Origin of the sequence: Nonomuraea sp. NPDC005650, from assembly GCF_040605375.1 — a bacterium.
Lineage (GTDB): Bacteria > Actinomycetota > Actinomycetes > Streptosporangiales > Streptosporangiaceae > Nonomuraea.
Window position 1 is genome coordinate 190,250 of sequence record NZ_JBEXCR010000014.1, and the last position, 16,760, is coordinate 207,009.

The window sequence follows — 16,760 nt, forward strand, 5'->3', positions numbered from 1 at the left end:
TCACCCCATGGACACGCAGGAGATCGCGGATCGACTCGAAATCACCGGACTGCTGGCCCGCTACACCCGCGCCATCGACTCCGGCCAATGGGACCTGCTCGACGAGGTGTTCAGCCCGGACGCGGTGATCGACTACCGCTCCACCGGCGGCATCAGGGGCACGCGGGAGGAGGTCAAGAGCTGGCTCGCCGAGGTGCTGCCGAACTGGCCGGGGCGGCTGCACCTCATCGGGGCCCCGAGCATCGACTTCCAGGACGGGGAGGCGCGCGTGAGCGCCCCCTTCACCGACACCCTCGCCCCCACCAGGGACATGGTCACCGCGGACACCGAGGGCTTCCTGCACGGCGGCGGCTGGTACCACCATCGCCTGCGGCGCACCCCCGACGGGTGGCGCAGCGTGGAGCTGGTCGAGGAGCAGGCCTGGCGCACCGCCCGATAACCCGGTTCCGCTGAGCTGCGGGGACGGGGCGGATACAGAGTTAAGACGTTTGTGGTCGAAACCCTCAGGGCAGCGCGGGGGCGGGCAGCAGTCCCCCTGCCCTCCCCGGTCGAAAGGCTGTGCGGCACATGGCATTCGCATTGGGTCTTCTCGGTCACGACATAGCCGTCGATCTCGGTACGGCCAACACCCTCGTCTACGTCCGCAGGAAGGGCATCGTGCTGAACGAGCCCTCCGTCATCGCGATCAACCTGCACAAGAACACCGTCGTGGCCGTGGGCAAGGCGGCCAAGCGCATGATGGGGCGCACTCCCCCGCACATCGCCACGATCAGGCCGCTCAAGGACGGCGTGATCGCGGATCTGGACGCGGCCGAGCGGATGCTGCGCATGTTCATCCAGAAGGCGCACCCGAGCAGGTTCCTGGCCAAGCCGCGCATCGTGGTGGCGGTTCCGAGCGGCACCACCTCCATCGAGCAGCGGGCGGTCAAGGAGGCCGCCTATGAGGCGGGCGCGCGCCGGGTGCACATCATCGAGGAGCCGATGGCCGCGGCGATCGGCGCCGGGCTGAAGGTCGGCGAGGCCACCGGCAACATGGTGGTCGACATCGGCGGCGGCACCACGGAGGTCGCCATCGTCTCGATGAGCGGCGTCGTGGTCGCCAAGTCGCTGCGGGTCGGCGGCGACGAGCTGGACGAGGCGATCATCACCCACACCAAGAAGGAGCACGCGCTCCTGCTGGGCGAACGCACGGCCGAACGGCTGAAGATCGACCTGGGCATGGTGCGGCCCGCTCCCGTGCCCGACTCCGACCCCAGAGGCAGGCACCGGGTCGGCGTGGTCCTCACCGCCGGGGACGGCCCGGTGGTCGTCGTGGACGAGGCGGAGCCGGAGCCGCCGCCCGCCCCGCACCGCTGGAACCCGTTCAGGTCCAGGCGGCCCGACGCGGCGCCCGCGGCCGAGGCGCGGCGGCTCGACCCGAAGACCTCGGCCCCGGTACGCGGCCGCGACCTGGTCAGCGGGCTGCCGAAGACGACCACCATCACCTCCGAACAGATCAGCGAGGCCATCGAGGACCAGGTCCAGGCCATCATCGACGCCGTGCAGGCGACGCTGGACCAGTGCCCGGCCGAGCTGGCGGGCGACCTGCTGGACAACGGGATCGTGCTGACCGGCGGCGGCGCCCTGTTACGCGGCCTGGCCGACCGGATGGGCGCGGCCACCGGCATGCCGATCCGGGTCGTGGACAAGCCCCTCTACTCGGTGGCGCTGGGCGCGGGCCGCTGCGTCGAGCGCTTCCAGGCCATGCGTGACGTGCTGCTGCCCGATCGGTCCCGTCGGTGAGGCGGGCGTTCGTCCTGCTCGTGCTCGCCGCCGCCGTCCTGCTCGTCGTGATCGACCGTACGCTGACGCCCCTGGCTCCGCTGCGGGCGGCGGGATCGGCCGTGTTCGGGACGATGGAGAACGCGATCGGGGCGGTGACCCGGTCCGTGGGCGGCGAGCAGCGCGTGCGGATCCTGGAGCGCGAGAACGCGCAGCTGCGGGCCGACCTGGTGGCGGCCCGGCAGCGGCCCGGCCCCTCCGCCAGGGGGGTGGCCGCGCACGTGGTCGGGTTCGGACGTGGGCGGCAGGTCACCATCGACGCCGGAACCGGCTCCGGCGTCGAGCGCGACGTGACGGTGCTGAACGCCGACGGGCTGGTCGGCAAGGTCACCTGGGCGGGCCCCGCGACGGCCTCGGTGTCGCTGATCACGGACGCCGGGTCGTCCGTGGGCGCGCGCATGGCGGGCTCGGGCGAGCTCGGCCTGGTCACGGGCGGGCCGGAGGGCCTGCGGCTGAGCCTGTTCGACCCGAACGCGCCGCTGAAGGTCGGAGACCGGGTCCTGACGCTCGGCTCGGCGGGCGGCCGGCCGTACGTGGCCGGGCTGTCCATCGGCACGGTCAGCGCGATCGAGAGCGTGCCGGGCGCGGCCACCCGCACGGCGCTGGTGCGGCCCGCGGCCCGCCTGTCCGCGCTCGACCTCGTCTCGGTCGTCGTGCCCGAGCCGGAGCGGTGAGCCGTGGGACTGGTGATGTTGGTGTTCGCGGCTCCGTTGCTGCAGGTGCTGCTGGTCAACCGGTCGCCGTGGGGCGGCCCTGACCTGGTGACGCTGGCCGTGGTGTGGCTGGCGCTGGCCCGGGGGCCGGTGTGGGGGTGCGTGGCGGGGCTGGTGGCCGGGCTGGCCGCCGACGTGACGCCGCCCGCCGACGGCACGGTGGGCCGGGCGGCGCTGGTGCTGTCGATCGTGGGCCTGCTGGCCGGCCACTGGCGCGAGGGCAGGCCGCTCCCGGTGGCCGCGGCGGGCGCCGCCATGGGCGTCCTGCTGCAGGCCGCGGCCGCCGTGGCGCTCGGGGACGACCCGTGGACGGCGGTGCTCCCCGAGCTGCCACCGACGCTGGGCTGGACGGTGGCGCTCGGCGCGGTGGTGGGGGCGCTTCTGACGCGGCGCAGGGCGAGGGCGCCGTTGCCCGGTCGCTGGGACGTGGAGCCGCGCCGTGTCTAGGGCCAGGCTGTTCGTGCTGCGGCTGGTCGTCACGGCGATGATGCTCACGCTGGTGGGGCGGCTCTGGCAGCTTCAGGTGATCGGCGCCGCCCGGTACGCGCAGGCGGCGGCCGAGGTGCGGATCAGGACCGTGTCACTGCCGCCGACCCGAGGGCAGATCCTCGACGTGGCCGGGCGCCCGCTGGTCACGAACAACACCAGGCCGGTCGTCACGGTGGACGCCGTCGAGCTGGCCCACCAGCCCGACGGCGGCAGGGCGGTGCTCACCCGGCTGGGCAAGGTCCTGCGGCAGCCGTACCGGCAGCTGGCGGAGAAGGTGCGGCTGTGCGGGCCGCGGGTGGCGCAGCCGTGCTGGCAGGGCTCGCCGTACGAGCCGATCCCCGTCGCCGAGGGCGTCGCGGCGCTGCAGATCAGCGAGCGGCAGCAGGACTTCCCCGGGGTGCGCACGGAGCTGAGGCCCGTCCGCGTCTACCCGTTCGGCGCGGCGGCGGCGCACCCGCTCGGGTACGTGCAGGGCGCGAAGGGCCGCGACGGCCTCGAAGCCGTGTACGACAAGGAGCTGGCCGGCCGGGCGGGACGGCGGGACGTGGCCGTGGACAACACCGGACGGGTCACCAGGGTCATCCGCCTGGAGCCGCCCGTCCCCGGCGACACGCTCGTGACCAGCATCGACTCCCGCATCCAGACCATCGCCGAGCAGGCGCTGAGCCGGGCCCTGTCGAGCAGCGGCGGCTCGTCGGGCGCGGCCGTGGTGATGGAGTCGAAGACCGGGCGGGTGGTCGCGCTGGCCGGGCGGCCCTCGTACGACCCGGCCGTGTGGACCGACGGCGTGACGGCCCGCGAGTACAAGTCGCTGCCGCTGCTGTCGCGGGCCGTGCAGGGCGAGTGGGCCCCTGGCTCGACGTGGAAGGTCACCTCGGTGGCCGCCGCGGCCGCCGCCGGGTACGGGCTGGGCGCCACGTACGACTGCCCGAGCGGCTACACGGTCGGCAACCGCCTGTTCAGGAACTTCGCGAGCGCGGACCTCGGCCCGATGACCATGCACGGGGCGCTGGTGGAGTCGTGCGACACGATCTTCTACCGGCTCGCCGACCAGCTCTGGGAGCGCGGGTCGGACGTGATGCAGAGGACCGCCCGCGGGTTCGGGTTCGGCCGGCCGACGGGGGTCGACCTGCCGGGCGAGGCCGCGGGCGCGGTGCCCGATCCGGCGTCGAAGAAGGCGTACTGGCAGGCCACGCGCGAGGAGAGCTGCCGGCGCGCGGTCAAGGGCTACCCGGAGCTGGCCGACCGGGGGCGGGCCGCGTACCTGACGGCCATCGCCAAGGAGAACTGCCGGGGCGGCGGCGCGTGGCGGGGCGGCGACGCGGCCAACTTCGCCATCGGGCAGGGCGGCGTGCTGGTGACGCCGCTGCAGCTGGCGCGGGCGTACGCGGCCGTCGCCAACGGCGGCACGCTGTACGGCCCGCGCGTGGGCCTGCGGATCGTGCGGCCCGACGGGAGCACCGTGCGGGCGATCGAGCCGCCGGTGGCGGGGCGGCTGCCCGCCTCCGCCGAGACGCTGCGGTTCATCAGGCAGGCGCTGAGCCAGGTGCCCCGGTCGGGGACGGCCGCGGACGCCTTCGAGAAGTTCCCGTTCGACCGGATCGCGGTGGCCGGGAAGACCGGCACGGCGGAGTCGTTCGGGCGGCGGGACACCTCCTGGTTCGCCTCTTTCGCCCCCGACCCGGCCTACACCGTGGTGGTCGTGCTCTCGGAGGGCGGCAGGGGCGCGGAGGGCGCGGCTCCCGCGGCTCGTCAGATATGGGAGGGCATCCTGGGGTTGAGGGAGAAGCGATGAGGTCGCGGCTGGTGTGGGCGCCGGCGCTGGCCGCGCCCGACCGGGTCCTGACGCTGCTGGCGCTGGGCCTGTCCGCGGTGGGCCTGCTGCTGGTGTGGTCGGCCACGCGGATGGAGGGCGACTACTCGCTGCTGGTGCGGCAGGCGGTCAGCGTCGGGCTCGGCCTGGTGCTCATGTGGCTGGTCTCGCGGGTCGACCTGCGGGTGCTGCGGGCGTACGTGCCGGTGGTGTACGTGCTGGCCCTGGCCTCGCTGGCGGGCGTGCTGACCCCGCTGGGCGTGCGGGTGAACGGAGCGCACTCGTGGATCGTGCTGGCTCCCGGGGTGCGGTTCCAGCCGTCGGAGTTCGCGAAGGTGGCGCTCGCGCTGGCGTTCGCGGTGCCGCTCGGCGAGCTGCGCGACGGGCAACGGCGGCCCGGGTTCGGCGGGGTGGTGCTGGCGCTGGTGCTGGCCGCGGTGCCGATCGGGCTGATCGCGCTGCAGCCGGACATGGGGACGATGCTGGTGTTCGCGGCCATGGTGACCGGGGCGCTGCTGGTGTCGGGGGCGCCCAAGCGGTGGCTGCTGGCGCTGGCCGCCGGGGCGGTGGGCGCGGGCGCGGCGGCCTGGCAGCTGGGGCTGGTGCGGCCGTACCAGATCGAACGGCTGCTCGTGCTGGCCAACCCCGCGTCCGACCCGGGCGGCGTGGGGTACAACGCGGCCCAGGCGCGCATCGCCATCGGGTCGGGCGGCTTCTACGGCAAGGGCCTGTTCAACGGCGAGCAGACCGCCGGGCACTTCGTGCCCGAGCAGCACACCGACTTCATCTTCACCGTCGCGGGCGAGGAGCTCGGGTTCGCCGGGGCCGCGCTCATCGTGCTGTGCGTGGGCGCGCTGCTGTGGCGCGGGCTGGCCATCGCGCGGCGCAGCGGCTCCCCGTACGGGACCGTGCTGGCCGGGGCGCTGGTGTCGTGGATCGCGTTCCAGACGTTCGCGAACGTGGGCATGACCGTGGGCCTCATGCCGATCGTGGGCGTGCCGCTGCCGTTCGTCTCCTATGGCGGCTCGGCGACGGTCGCCGGGCTGGTGGCCATCGGGCTGCTGCAGGCCGTGCACCGGACCAAGGCCATGGAGGTGTAGCCCCGTCGCGGCCGCCGACGGCTGCAAGCTCGGTCCTTCGCGTAAGGGCGGAGCGGCCGACGCGGCGGCATGCTGTATGGATGACCGGCGAAGAACCGAGCGATCTGATTCGCAGCGTCTCCCGTGCGCTCCGTGTGCTTGAAGAGGTCTCGCGTGCCGACCGGCCGCTGTCGGTCAAGGTCATCGCCCGCCGATGCGGCCTGAACCTGTCCACCTCGTACCACCTTGTCCGCACTCTTTGTTACGAGGGCTACCTGCACCGGCTGCCCGACGGCGACTACCTGCCGGGCTCGCAGGTGGCCGAGCGGTTCCACGAGATGCTGGAGTCGTTCGAGCGGCCGCCGCGCGCCTCGGAGGTGCTGCGGCACCTGGCCGACTCCTCCGGCCACACCGCCTACCTGGCCCAGCTCTCCGAAGGGCGGCTGATGGTGGTCGAGGTGGCGGAGGGGCCGCGCTCGCCGTGGCTGGAGGACCTCCAGGCGGGCCTGGAGACGGCGCCGCACGCCACCGCGCTCGGCAAGGCGCTGCTGCTGTCCCTGCCGCCCCATGTCCGGCGTGGCGTGCTCACCTCGCACGGCATGCGCCGCTTCACCTCCGCGACCCCGGCCAGTGTCGAGGACCTGGAGGAGGAATTAGCGGGGTTGCGCCCCGGGCAGGTGGTGGAGGAGCACGGGCAGTTCAGGGCGGACGTGGCGTGCGCGAGCGCGGTCGTGCCGGGCACGCAGTGGGCGATCGGCATCTCGGCCCGCGGCCTGACCGTCCCGACGCCCGCCGCCGCCCACCTTGCGCTCGCGGTCAGGGACCTGGCCGGGCCATAATCCGTTGCCCTCCGGCGCCGCTCTTCGCCAGTCTGGGCGCATGAACGTGCCCTACCGGCAGATCCGTGCCGCCTACACCGAGGAGTCGATCACCGTCTACCAGGCGTACGACGCCGCCATCGCCGGGCCCGCCGTGGCGGCGCAGCGGTTCGTGGCGCCGTTCAAGCGCGAGCGGATGACGTGGATCAAGCCGTCGTTCCTGTGGATGATGTACCGGTGCGGGTGGGCGACCAAGCCCGGCCAGGAGCGGGTGCTGGCCGTCTCGCTGTCGCGCGAGGGGTCCGAGTGGGCGCTGGCGATCACCGACATCACCGACCGGGTACGGGAGGTGCGCGCGGCGGTCGTGGGCCGCGCGGACGTGAGCGGGCTGCTGCCCGCGGAGCGGCCCTATCCCCTGCCCGGCGAGATCGGAGAGACAATCGGGGTATGAGGGTGATCCTGTTCGGGGCGACCGGGATGATCGGGCGCGGGGTGCTCAGGGAGTGCCTGCTCGACGACCGGGTGAGCGCCGTGCTCACCGTCGGGCGCGCCCCGACGGGGGTCGCGCACGCCAAGCTGCGCGAGATCACGCACGGCGACCTGCTCGACCTCGCCCCGATCGAGGCCGAGCTGAGCGGCTACGACGCCTGCTTCTTCTGCCTCGGGGTCTCCTCGGCGGGCATGAGCGAGCAGGACTACCGGCGGATCACCTACGACGTCACGCTGGCCGCGGGGCGTACGCTGGCCCGGCTCAACCCGGGCTCGACCTTCGTGTACGTCTCGGGCGCCGGCACCGACGCCCAGGGGCGCTCGATGTGGGCCAGGGTGAAGGGCGCGACCGAGAACGCGCTGCTGGAGCTGCCGTTCGAGGCCTACATGTTCCGGCCCGGCTACATCCAGCCGATGCACGGCGTCACGTCGCGGACCCGGGTCTACCGGCTGGCGTACGTGGTGACGCGCCCGCTCTATCCGATCCTGCGGCGGCTGTTCGCGTCGGCGGTCACCACGACGGAGCGCATCGGACGGGCCATGATCGCGGTCGCCGAGCACGGGGCACCCCGGCGGATCCTCGGCCCGTCCGACATCAACGCGCTGGCGTCCTAGCCGATCAGCCGCCGGGCGGCGGGCTGGAACGTGATGGAATATCTCAGCGGGGCTGTGCGCTACCGTATCCGTCAAAAATTCAACAGTCATGGATGGTGACTAAAGTGCAGTTCGGAATCTTCAGTGTGGGCGACGTCACCACCGATCCCACCACGGGCCGGACGCCGACGGAGCACGAGCGGATCAAGGCGATGGTGGCGATCGCCCTCAAGGCCGAGGAGGTCGGGCTCGACGTGTTCGCGACCGGCGAGCACCACAACCCGCCCTTCGTGCCGTCCTCGCCGACCACCATGCTCGGCTACATCGCGGCCAAGACGGAGCGCCTGATCCTGTCCACCGCCACGACGTTGATCACGACCAACGACCCCGTGAAGATCGCCGAGGACTTCGCCATGCTGCAGCACCTGGCGGACGGGCGGGTGGACCTCATGCTGGGCCGGGGCAACACCGGGCCCGTCTACCCGTGGTTCGGCCAGGACATCAGGCAGGGCATCCCGCTCGCGATCGAGAACTACGCCCTGCTGCACAAGCTCTGGCGCGAGGACGTCGTCGACTGGGAGGGGCGCTTCCGCACCCCGCTGCAGGGCTTCACCTCGACGCCGCGCCCGCTGGACGGGGTGCCGCCGTTCGTGTGGCACGGCTCGATCCGCAGCCCCGAGATCGCCGAGCAGGCCGCCTACTACGGCGACGGTTTCTTCGCCAACAACATCTTCTGGCCGAAGGAGCACTTCATGCGCCTGATCCACCTCTACCGGCAGCGCTACGCGCACTACGGGCACGGCACGGCGGAGCAGGCCGCCGTGGGCCTGGGCGGCCAGGTGTTCATGCGCAAGAACTCGCAGGACGCGGTGCGCGAGTTCCGCCCGTACTTCGACGTCGCCCCCGTGTACGGCCACGGGCCGTCGCTGGAGGAGTTCATGGCGGAGACGCCGCTCACCGTGGGCAGCCCGCAGCAGGTCATCGACAGGACCCTCGAGTTCAGGGACTACTTCGGCGACTACCAGCGCCAGCTGTTCCTGATGGACCACGCGGGCCTGCCGCTGAAGACCGTGCTGGAGCAGCTCGACCTCCTCGGCGAGGAGGTCGTCCCGGTGCTGCGCAAGGAGTTCGCCAAGGACCGGCCCGCCGAGGTGCCGGACGGGCCCACCCACGCCTCCCGCCTGCCCGCCGTCACCGCCTGACCCACCGTCACCGCCCGACCACCGTCACCGCCCGACCACCGGAAAAGGAGATCGACCAGATGAAGCTCGCCGTCGTCACGGCGGGGCTGACCCAGCCCTCCTCCAGCCGTCTGCTCGCCGACCGCCTCGCTGAGGCCGTCGCGCGTCAGACGCAGGCCGAGGTACGCGTGATCGAGCTGCGCGACCTCGCCGTGGACATCGCGAACAACTTCGTGACCGGCTTCCCGAACGGCCGGCTGCGCGCGGCGATCGAGGCCGTGACGGAGGCCGACGGGCTCATCGCGGTCACGCCGATCTTCAGCGGCTCGTACAGCGGCCTGTTCAAGTCCTTCTTCGACGTGCTCGACAACGCGGCGCTGGCCGGCAAGCCCGTGCTCATCGCGGCCACCGGCGGCACCGCCCGGCACTCGCTGGCACTGGAGCACGCGCTGCGCCCGCTCTTCGCCTACCTGCGCGCGGTCGTCGTGCCCACCGCCGTGTACGCGGCCGCGGAGGACTGGGGCGGCGGGGGCGACGCCTTCACCGACGGCCTCGGCCCGCGCATCGCCCGCGCCGCCGACGAGCTGGCCGACCTGCTGCTGCACCGCGCGCCCAGGGTCGAGGCCGAGGAGGAGGTCGTCCCGTTCGAGCAGCAACTGGCCGCACTTCGCCCCTTGAGCTAGTTTTCACAACATGAGCCCCCTGGATTGACATATCGGAGTATGGTTCGTTAGGAAGCTTTCCTAACCTCCCTCTCCCCCAGGGGCTCATGTGCTGACCGCGACACTCCTGACCCTCTCCCTCGCCATCACCGGCACCGGCCCGGTCGACCTCGACGATCCGCACAAGAAGGACATCGCCATGCAGCTGGTGTCCAGCGCGGAGAACTCGTCGCTCGACTGGAAAGCCCAGTACGGCTACATCGAGGACATCGACGACGACCGCGGCTACACGGCCGGGATCATCGGCTTCTGCTCGGGCACCGGCGACATGCTGGAGTTAGTCGAGCTCTACACCGAGCGCAAGCCCGGCAACGTCCTCGCCAAATACCTCCCGGCCCTGCGCAAGGTGAACGGCACAGCCTCCCACAAGGGCCTGGACCCGAACTTCACCAAGGACTGGAAGACGGCCGCCAAGGACACCGCCTTCCAGCAGGCCCAGAACGACGAACGCGACCGCGTCTACTTCAACCCGGCCGTCAAGCAGGCCAAGCAGGACGGGCTGCGCGCGCTCGGCCAGTTCGCCTACTACGACGCCATGGTCATGCACGGGCCGGGCAGCGACAAGCTGAGCTTCGGCGGCATCAGGAAGTCGGCCCTGGCCAAGGCCAAGACCCCCGCGCAGGGCGGGAACGAGGTGACGTACCTGAACGCGTTCCTGGACGCCAGGAAGGCGGCAATGAAGGCGGAGGAGGCGCACGAGGACACCACGCGCGTGGACACGATGCAGCGCGTGTTCCTCAAGAACGGCAACCTCGACCTGAACCCGCCGCTGACCTGGAAGGTCTACGGCGACAGCTACACGATCAAGAAGTAGCGCGGACGGGCAGGGGGAAGCCCCCTGCCCGTCGAGGGTCGTCAGCGCTTGACGGCGACCACCGCGTACGGCGTGTCGGGGGCCGGGGTGGTCGTGAAGCGGGCGTTGGGCAGGTAGAGGCGCTTGCCGAAGGCGGCGACCGTCGTCGGGACGTCGAACCGCGGATCGGTCAGCCGTTTCACGACTTTTCCGGATGCGCCGTCCCGCGTCAGGTCGACGACGGCGATCGCGTTCATGCGGTTCTGCACCGCGTACAGGGTCCGGCCCGACAGCAGCAGGCCGTCGCCGTTGACGAGCGACTCGCCGCCCAGGTCCACCTCGGTGGTGACCCCGGAGGACGGGTCGACCTCGAACAGCTTGCCGGTGTTCGACTGGACGATCAGCAGCGACTCGCGGTCGGGGCTGGGGGCGATGCCGTTGGCGTTGTTGCCGGTCGTGTACTGGATGGCGCCCGAGAGCGGGATCTTGACGGCCTCGGCGGGCAGCGCGCCGCCGCGCCCGAGCTCCAGCTTGTAGAGGACGGGGTTGCGGGAGTCTGTGAAGTAGGCGGCGTGCCCGGTGAGGATGACGTCGTTGACGAACGCCGGGTCGGCGGTCAGCTTGTACGACTTGACGACCTCGCCGGTCCGCGGATCGATCACGCGAGCGTCGCCGCCCGCTCCCCCGGCCACGAACAGCCGCCCGCGCCCGTCGGTCTTGAGCCCGAGCGAGGGCGTGCCCGGGCCCTTGCTGATCACGGCCCCCTTGCCGGTGCGCAGGTCGGCCCGGTAGATGTCACCGGTCGCCCGGGAGCCGAAGTAGGCGTACGGGCCGGGCCCGATCGCGATGCCCTCCGGTTGGAAGCCGTTCGGCAGCGCGAACGTGTCGGGCTTGCCGGTGGCCTGCGCGGGCACGCCGCCGAGCAGGACCACGAAGAGGGCCCCGGTCGAGGCGCTGAGTGCGGTCTTCAGGATCGCGGATCTCATGCGGCCCACGATGCCCGCGCCGACGGCCCGGGCAAAGCCCTGAGGGCAGGCTTCACAGGGAGCTTTCAGCAAGCGCTCGCCCGCCGCGCGCCGGGCCGGGTGCCGGAGGCCACCCCCACGCCGCGAGATCAGGCGGTAGGTTGGGGCACAAGCGAACAAACGGGGTTTAGTCATGTCAAACGGTGCCCGTCATGTTCTGGGAGTGGTCGCAGGGCTGCTCCTCCCTCCGATCGTCGCCGCGAGCCTCTGGTACGGCGTCGGCGAGTACCTGGTCAGATTCCAGTCGGCGTTCGAGCCGTCCTGGCTCGGGCTGTCCGCGATCGCGGCCTCGGCCGTCGTGCTCGCGTTCCTGGCCGGCTCGCGGCTGTCGCCGATCGCCTCGCTGCTCGGCGGGCTGTCGTTCGCCGCCCTGGGCATCCTTCCCGTGGTGGAGCTGCGGGGCGTGCGGGTGCTGCCCGACCACTGGCTGCCGAATGTCATGGAGCAGGGGTTCCAGACCGTCGCGTACTCGGGGGTGCTGCTGTTCCTGGGCGTGGCGCTGGTGGTCGTCTCGCTGTTCCCGTCCCGGTGGCGGTCCTCGGCCACGCAGACCGGCTACGCCGCGCCCGAGTACGGGCCGGCGCCCTCGCCGTACGCGTCGTACAACGGGCCGGAGGACGCCACGCGGCCGATGCACCGGGAATGACCGGCCCGTGACCTGACAGAATGCCGCCATGCGCGACACGAAGATCGTCGATTTCCTGGCCGAGCTGGCCGACAGGGTGCCCGCGCCCGGCGGCGGCGCGACGGCCGCCCTGCACGCGGCGCAGGGTGCCGCGCTGCTCGGCATGGTCGCCCGATACACGACCGGGGAGAAGTACGCCGATCACGCCGAGACCATCGTCGGCGTGATCGGCGAGAGCGACACCCTGCGGGTCCGCGCGCTGCGGCTGGCCGAGGCGGACGCGGCGGCGTTCACCGCGGTCACGAACGCGTACCGGCTGCCCAAGGGCGAGGAGCGCAGCGCCGCCATCGCCAGGGCGCTGGCCGGCGCGGCCGAGCCGCCCGCCAGGGTGGCCGAGACCGCCACGCGGGTGGTCGAGCTGTGCGAGGTGCTGTTGCCGATCTGCAACCGCAACGTCGTCACCGACGTCGCCGCCGCCGCGGAGGCCGCCCGCGCCGCGCTCACCACTGCCCGGATCAACGTCGAGGTCAACCTGTCGGGCATCAAGGACGAGCGGGTACGCGAGGAGCTGAACCACCGTGTCTCCGGCGTGGACGCGGCCGTCGCCAGGGCAGACTGGGTGACCGCCGAGGTACGCGAGGAGATCAATCCGTGAAGACGCTCACCGGGAAAGAGCTGGCCGCCGCCATCAGGGCCCAGACGGAGGCCGAGGCCGCGGCGGGCCCGCAGCCGCGCCTGGCCGTGGTGGTCGCCACGGACGACGAGGCGAGCCTGTGGTACGTCCGATCGATCGCCAAGGCGGCGGCCGGCGTGGGCATCGCCTGCGACATCGTCGATCTCGGGCCCGAGACCGCTCCCGAGCGGATCGGCGAGACGCTGACCAAGCTCAGCGCCGACGCCAACGTCCACGGCGTCATGCTGCAGACCCCGCTCCCTGCGGGCGCCTCCGCGCAGCGGCTGGCCGGGGCCATCGACCCGCGCAAGGACGTCGACGGCGCCAACCCGCTCTCGCTGGGCCGGCTCGTCGCCGGGCTGCCCGCGTTCCCGCCCGCCACGGCGGCGGCCGTGCTGGCGCTGCTCGACCACCACGAGGTGGAGCTGGAGGGGCGGCGGGCGGTGGTGGTCGGCCGCTCGACCGTGGTCGGCAAGCCGGTGGCCCACCTGCTGCTCGACCGGCACGCCACGGTGACCGTCTGCCACTCGCGCACCCGCGACCTGGCCTCCGTCACCTCCACCGCCGAGGTGCTGGTCACGGCGCTGGGCCGCGCCGAGCTGATCGGCGCCGGGCACGTCGCGCCGGGCGCGGTGGTGATCGACGTCGGCACCAACCCCACGGACGACGGCGGGCTGGTCGGCGACGTCGACTTCGACGCGGTGTCGCAGGTCGCGGGCGCGATCACGCCCGTCCCCGGCGGGGTCGGCCCGGTGACGACCGCGCTGCTGCTGCGCCACACGGCCAGGGCGGCGAACCTCCCATGACGGCGCCTCCCAGGACGGCGGCTCCCACGACGGCGCCTCCCACGGCCTCGGGGTCCCGGTGAGCCGGTGGACGTGCCCGGAGTGCGACCGGGAGTTCGGCCGGGCGAGGCAGTCGCACGTGTGCGTGCCCGGGTGCACGGTGGACGAGACGTTCGCCCCGTATCCGCCGGTCTACCGGGAGATCTACGACCGGCTCGTCGAGCGGCTCGGGCCGGTCCACGAGGACGCGGTGCGGGTCGGGGTGTTCCTCAAGAGCGAGCACAAGTTCGCCGAGGTGCGGCCCAAGGCCCGCAGCCTCAACCTGGAGCTGACGCTGCCCAGGCGGGTCGAGCACCCGCTGGTCTCCAGGGTGCTGCCGATCCCGGGCGGCAGGACGGCGCACTTCTTCAAGTTCACCCGCGTCGAGGACGTGGACGAGCAGATCCTGGATTGGATGGCCGAGGCTTACGATGGGTGACGTTCTGATCGTCCAGAACAGCAGGAGCGGCGGCCCCGGCCGGCTGGGCGGCTGGCTGGAGGAGGCCGGGCTGCGGCTGGACGTCGTGCTCGCCCACGAGGGCGCCCCCCTGCCCGCCCGCCTCGACCACGCGGCCATGGTCATGCTCGGCGGCGGCTTCCTGCCCGATGACGACGACCGGGCGCCGTGGCTGGCCGACGCGCGGCGGCTGGTGGGGCAGGCCCTGGAGGAGGGCGTGCCGGTGTTCGGCATCTGCCTGGGCGGGCAACTGCTCGCGCAGGTCGCGGGCGGCGAGGTGACCGGCGACACGGGCGCGCCGGAGAACGGCAGCCTGCCGCTCACGATCCGGCCCGAGGCCGCCGGCGATCCGCTGTTCCACGGGCTGCCGGAGGTGGTGCCCGCGATCGAGCACCACAAGGACGCGACCACCCGGCTGCCCGGCGGGGCCGTCTGGCTGGCGGAGACGAGTGCCTGCCCGTACCAGGCGTTCCGGGTGGGTGAGCGGGCCTGGGGCGTGCAGTTCCATCCCGAGGTGCTGCCCGAGCGCATCCGCGAGTGGTCGCCGGGCGAGTTCGACCCCGAGGAGGTGTACGCGCGGGCGGTGGCGGACGAGCCGGTCTCCACGCCGGTCTGGCAGCGGGTCACCGCCCGTTTCGCCGCGCTCGCCAGCGGCGCGGGCGAGGGGGTCAGCTCGCGTACGAGTCCCAACCCAGCTTGACCGCCACCGCCAGCCCGCAGGCCGCCGCCAGGTAGCGCAGGCTGTCGCCCGGCAGCCGGCGCGCGATCCTGGGCCCGATCCACCCCCCGAGCAGAAATCCGGCCGCCAGCGGCGCCGCCGCGCCCCAGTCGACCGGCCCGAACAGCGCGAACCCGAGCGCGGCCACCGCGTTCGCCAGCCCGGACATCACGTTCTTCATGGCGTTCAGCTTGGCCGCCGGGTGGTCGAACATGAAGGCCAGCACGGCGAACACCATCAGCCCGCCGGCCGCGCCGAAATACCCCGTGTAGACCGTCACGGCGAACAGCGCCACCCGCCCCAGCACGTCGTGCTCGCCGTGCGCCCGTACCGACGGCGGCCTGACCAGCAGCAGCGAGGCCATGGCGATCAGCCACGGCGCGATCAGCTCGAACGTCCTGGCCGGGGTGACCAGCAGCAGCAACGCGCCCGTCGCGCCCCCGATCGCGGCCACGGGGCCGAGCTTCAGCACCCGCGCGCCCTGCCCGGCCAACTCCGGCCGGGAGCCGGCGGCGGCGCCGACGCCGGTGAAGACGAGGGCGACGGTGTTGGTGACGTTCGCGGTCAGCGGGGGCAGGCCGAAGGCCAGGAGCGCCGGGTAGGAGACGATCGAGGCGAGGCTGACGACCGTGCTCACCACTCCGGCCGCCACCCCGGCTCCGAGCAGGCCGAGCGTATCTCCGACGATCACCCGGCAATGTTATGGGTTGTCCGTTTTGTCCATTGAGGTGGGGCCTTTCTCACCGCCCCGGCCGGATGCGGGTCGGCGGGCGCACCCCGGCCGCGTAATAGCGTGGGCGGGTGCAGGTTGAGCAGCTTCACCCATGGCCCACCACCGCCGCCGAGGCCGAGGCCGTCCAGGACCGGCTCCGCGGGCACGTCGAGCTCACCGGGCCCGACACGTTCGCGCTGGTCGCGGGCCTGGACGTGCACTATCACGGCGACTCGCTGACGGCCGCGGCGGTCGTCCTCGACGCCGGCACGATGGAGCCGGTGGAGGAGGTGACGGCGCGCGGCCGGGTGGCGTTCCCGTACGTGCCCGGGCTGTTCGCCTTCCGCGAGCTGCCCGCCCTGGTGGAGGCGCTCGAACGGCTCACGGTGACGCCCGACCTGCTGGTCTGCGACGGGTACGGGCTGGCGCACCCGCGCGGCTTCGGCCTGGCCTGCCACCTGGGCGTGCTGACCGGCCTGCCCGCGCTCGGCGTGGGCAAGACGCCCTTCGTCGGCACGCACGAGCCGCCTGGGCCGGAGCGGGGCGACTGGGCGCCGATCGTTCACGAGGGCGCCGTCGTCGGCCGCGCGCTGCGCACGCAGCGGGAGATCAAGCCGGTGTACGTCTCGCAGGGCCACCGCATCTCCCTCGACACGGTCACCGACCAGGTCCTGCGCCTGGCCCCCCGCTACCGCCTCCCCGACCCGATCCGCCGCGCCGACCACCTGGCCCGCCACCCCGGCTGACCCCCGCACCCCAGCCAGGCAAGGCCAGCAGAGCGGGGTCAGCAGGGCGGGGTCAGCGGCGCCAGGCCCAGACGAGGAGCCAGACGCTGAGCCCGAAGAGGGTCATCCCGAGCGGCACGTGCACCGCCAGCACGCCCGAGCCGCCCAGGGCGGACTGGACGAAGCCGAGCAGCAGCACCGCCAGGCCGACCAGCGCGGGCCAGCCCGGTCCCCGGCCGGGCCGCCATAGCAGGACGGCCGCGACGAGTTGCAGCAGCCCCAGCACGTGCACGGCGAGCGCTCCCACGCCGTGCGAGCCCGCCCCTCCCCCGCTCATCAGCTGCCCGGCCGTCACGGCCTGCGCCAGGACCGACAGCGTGTTGAGGACGACGACGGCCTTGAACGCGGTCACGTACCCGTTCCCCTTGGCGACCTGGGTTACCACTGGACTCTCCTCCGACCTCGGTTGCGGGTCTCCAGCATCCGGCC

At 72.8% G+C, this 16,760-nt stretch carries 21 protein-coding genes; 18 read left to right on the plus strand and 3 right to left on the minus strand.

The features are described from left to right. Positions 1-7 precede the first annotated feature (7 nt). The 12 genes from ABZS69_RS24960 (at position 8) to ABZS69_RS25015 (ending at position 10,533) form a co-directional block, all read left to right on the plus strand. Entirely contained in the window at positions 8-439 is a 432-nt protein-coding gene (locus ABZS69_RS24960; protein ID WP_355376689.1) for a nuclear transport factor 2 family protein, read from the plus strand. 128 nt (positions 440-567) lie between these two features. Continuing rightward, entirely contained in the window at positions 568-1,782 is a 1,215-nt protein-coding gene (locus ABZS69_RS24965; RefSeq protein WP_355376691.1) for a rod shape-determining protein, read from the plus strand. Further along, positions 1,779-2,495, plus strand: a complete 717-nt coding sequence (gene mreC, locus ABZS69_RS24970) for a rod shape-determining protein MreC (RefSeq protein WP_355376692.1) — start codon at positions 1,779-1,781, stop codon at positions 2,493-2,495. The genes ABZS69_RS24965 and mreC overlap by 4 nt, the downstream gene beginning before the upstream one ends. Before the next feature lie 3 nt (positions 2,496-2,498). Next, positions 2,499-2,981 carry a rod shape-determining protein MreD gene (locus tag ABZS69_RS24975; RefSeq protein ID WP_355376694.1) on the plus strand — a complete coding sequence of 161 codons (483 nt, stop codon included), beginning with the start codon at positions 2,499-2,501 and terminating at the stop codon, positions 2,979-2,981. Further along, on the plus strand, positions 2,974-4,818 hold the full coding sequence (gene mrdA / locus ABZS69_RS24980; RefSeq protein WP_355376696.1) for a penicillin-binding protein 2: 1,845 nt from the start codon (positions 2,974-2,976) through the stop codon (positions 4,816-4,818). Before ABZS69_RS24975 ends, mrdA begins: the two co-directional genes overlap by 8 nt. Then, on the plus strand, positions 4,815-5,936 hold the full coding sequence (gene rodA / locus ABZS69_RS24985; RefSeq protein ID WP_355376698.1) for a rod shape-determining protein RodA: 1,122 nt from the start codon (positions 4,815-4,817) through the stop codon (positions 5,934-5,936). The genes mrdA and rodA overlap by 4 nt, the downstream gene beginning before the upstream one ends. Before the next feature lie 80 nt (positions 5,937-6,016). Then, a complete protein-coding gene (locus tag ABZS69_RS24990) occupies positions 6,017-6,754 on the plus strand; it encodes a helix-turn-helix domain-containing protein (protein ID WP_355376700.1) in 738 nt (245 codons plus the stop codon). A 40-nt stretch (positions 6,755-6,794) separates the two neighbouring features. Beyond that, positions 6,795-7,184: a DUF4291 family protein gene (locus ABZS69_RS24995; RefSeq protein ID WP_355376701.1), complete on the plus strand. Its 390-nt coding sequence runs from the start codon at positions 6,795-6,797 to the stop codon at positions 7,182-7,184. Further along, positions 7,181-7,837, plus strand: coding sequence for an NAD(P)H-binding protein (locus ABZS69_RS25000; protein WP_355376703.1), 657 nt, complete (start codon positions 7,181-7,183; stop codon positions 7,835-7,837). The genes ABZS69_RS24995 and ABZS69_RS25000 overlap by 4 nt, the downstream gene beginning before the upstream one ends. Positions 7,838-7,941: 104 nt before the next feature. Continuing rightward, positions 7,942-9,018, plus strand: a complete 1,077-nt coding sequence (locus tag ABZS69_RS25005) for an LLM class flavin-dependent oxidoreductase (protein WP_355376705.1) — start codon at positions 7,942-7,944, stop codon at positions 9,016-9,018. A 59-nt stretch (positions 9,019-9,077) separates the two neighbouring features. Next, a complete protein-coding gene (locus tag ABZS69_RS25010) occupies positions 9,078-9,680 on the plus strand; it encodes an FMN reductase (protein ID WP_355376707.1) in 603 nt (200 codons plus the stop codon). Positions 9,681-9,768: 88 nt separating this feature from the next. Then, complete coding sequence (locus ABZS69_RS25015) at positions 9,769-10,533, plus strand: chitosanase (protein WP_355376709.1); 765 nt, start codon at positions 9,769-9,771, stop codon at positions 10,531-10,533. Positions 10,534-10,574: 41 nt separating this feature from the next. Here ABZS69_RS25015 and ABZS69_RS25020 read toward each other — a convergent pair whose 3' ends face one another. Next, the gene (locus ABZS69_RS25020) at positions 10,575-11,498 is read right to left on the minus strand and encodes a superoxide dismutase (protein WP_355376710.1); all 924 of its coding nucleotides are present in this window, start codon (positions 11,496-11,498) and stop codon (positions 10,575-10,577) included. 172 nt (positions 11,499-11,670) lie between these two features. Between ABZS69_RS25020 and ABZS69_RS25025 the strand changes: the two genes are divergently transcribed. From ABZS69_RS25025 to ABZS69_RS25045, 5 genes are read left to right on the plus strand one after another with little or no spacing between them, the layout of a single operon-like run. Continuing rightward, the gene (locus ABZS69_RS25025; RefSeq protein ID WP_355376712.1) at positions 11,671-12,183 is read left to right on the plus strand and encodes a hypothetical protein; all 513 of its coding nucleotides are present in this window, start codon (positions 11,671-11,673) and stop codon (positions 12,181-12,183) included. Positions 12,184-12,211: 28 nt separating this feature from the next. Continuing rightward, the gene (locus tag ABZS69_RS25030; RefSeq protein ID WP_355376713.1) at positions 12,212-12,817 is read left to right on the plus strand and encodes a cyclodeaminase/cyclohydrolase family protein; all 606 of its coding nucleotides are present in this window, start codon (positions 12,212-12,214) and stop codon (positions 12,815-12,817) included. Then, positions 12,814-13,641, plus strand: coding sequence for a bifunctional 5,10-methylenetetrahydrofolate dehydrogenase/5,10-methenyltetrahydrofolate cyclohydrolase (locus ABZS69_RS25035; RefSeq protein WP_355376714.1), 828 nt, complete (start codon positions 12,814-12,816; stop codon positions 13,639-13,641). Before ABZS69_RS25030 ends, ABZS69_RS25035 begins: the two co-directional genes overlap by 4 nt. 58 nt (positions 13,642-13,699) lie before the next feature. Next, positions 13,700-14,098 (plus strand): DUF5655 domain-containing protein, encoded by a 399-nt coding sequence (locus ABZS69_RS25040; RefSeq protein WP_355376716.1) that lies wholly within the window; start codon positions 13,700-13,702, stop codon positions 14,096-14,098. Then, positions 14,091-14,816, plus strand: a complete 726-nt coding sequence (locus ABZS69_RS25045; protein WP_355376718.1) for a type 1 glutamine amidotransferase — start codon at positions 14,091-14,093, stop codon at positions 14,814-14,816. The genes ABZS69_RS25040 and ABZS69_RS25045 overlap by 8 nt, the downstream gene beginning before the upstream one ends. Here the strand turns inward: ABZS69_RS25045 and ABZS69_RS25050 are convergent. Then, positions 14,785-15,525 (minus strand): sulfite exporter TauE/SafE family protein, encoded by a 741-nt coding sequence (locus tag ABZS69_RS25050; RefSeq protein ID WP_355376720.1) that lies wholly within the window; start codon positions 15,523-15,525, stop codon positions 14,785-14,787. The two genes, ABZS69_RS25045 and ABZS69_RS25050, sit on opposite strands and share 32 nt — an antisense overlap. Before the next feature lie 110 nt (positions 15,526-15,635). Here ABZS69_RS25050 and ABZS69_RS25055 point away from each other — a divergent pair, with 110 nt between their 5' ends. Further along, positions 15,636-16,292, plus strand: a complete 657-nt coding sequence (locus ABZS69_RS25055) for an endonuclease V (RefSeq protein ID WP_355376721.1) — start codon at positions 15,636-15,638, stop codon at positions 16,290-16,292. 52 nt (positions 16,293-16,344) lie between these two features. Here ABZS69_RS25055 and ABZS69_RS25060 read toward each other — a convergent pair whose 3' ends face one another. Further along, positions 16,345-16,716, minus strand: a complete 372-nt coding sequence (locus tag ABZS69_RS25060; RefSeq protein WP_355376723.1) for a hypothetical protein — start codon at positions 16,714-16,716, stop codon at positions 16,345-16,347. Between the last annotated feature and the right edge of the window lie 44 nt (positions 16,717-16,760).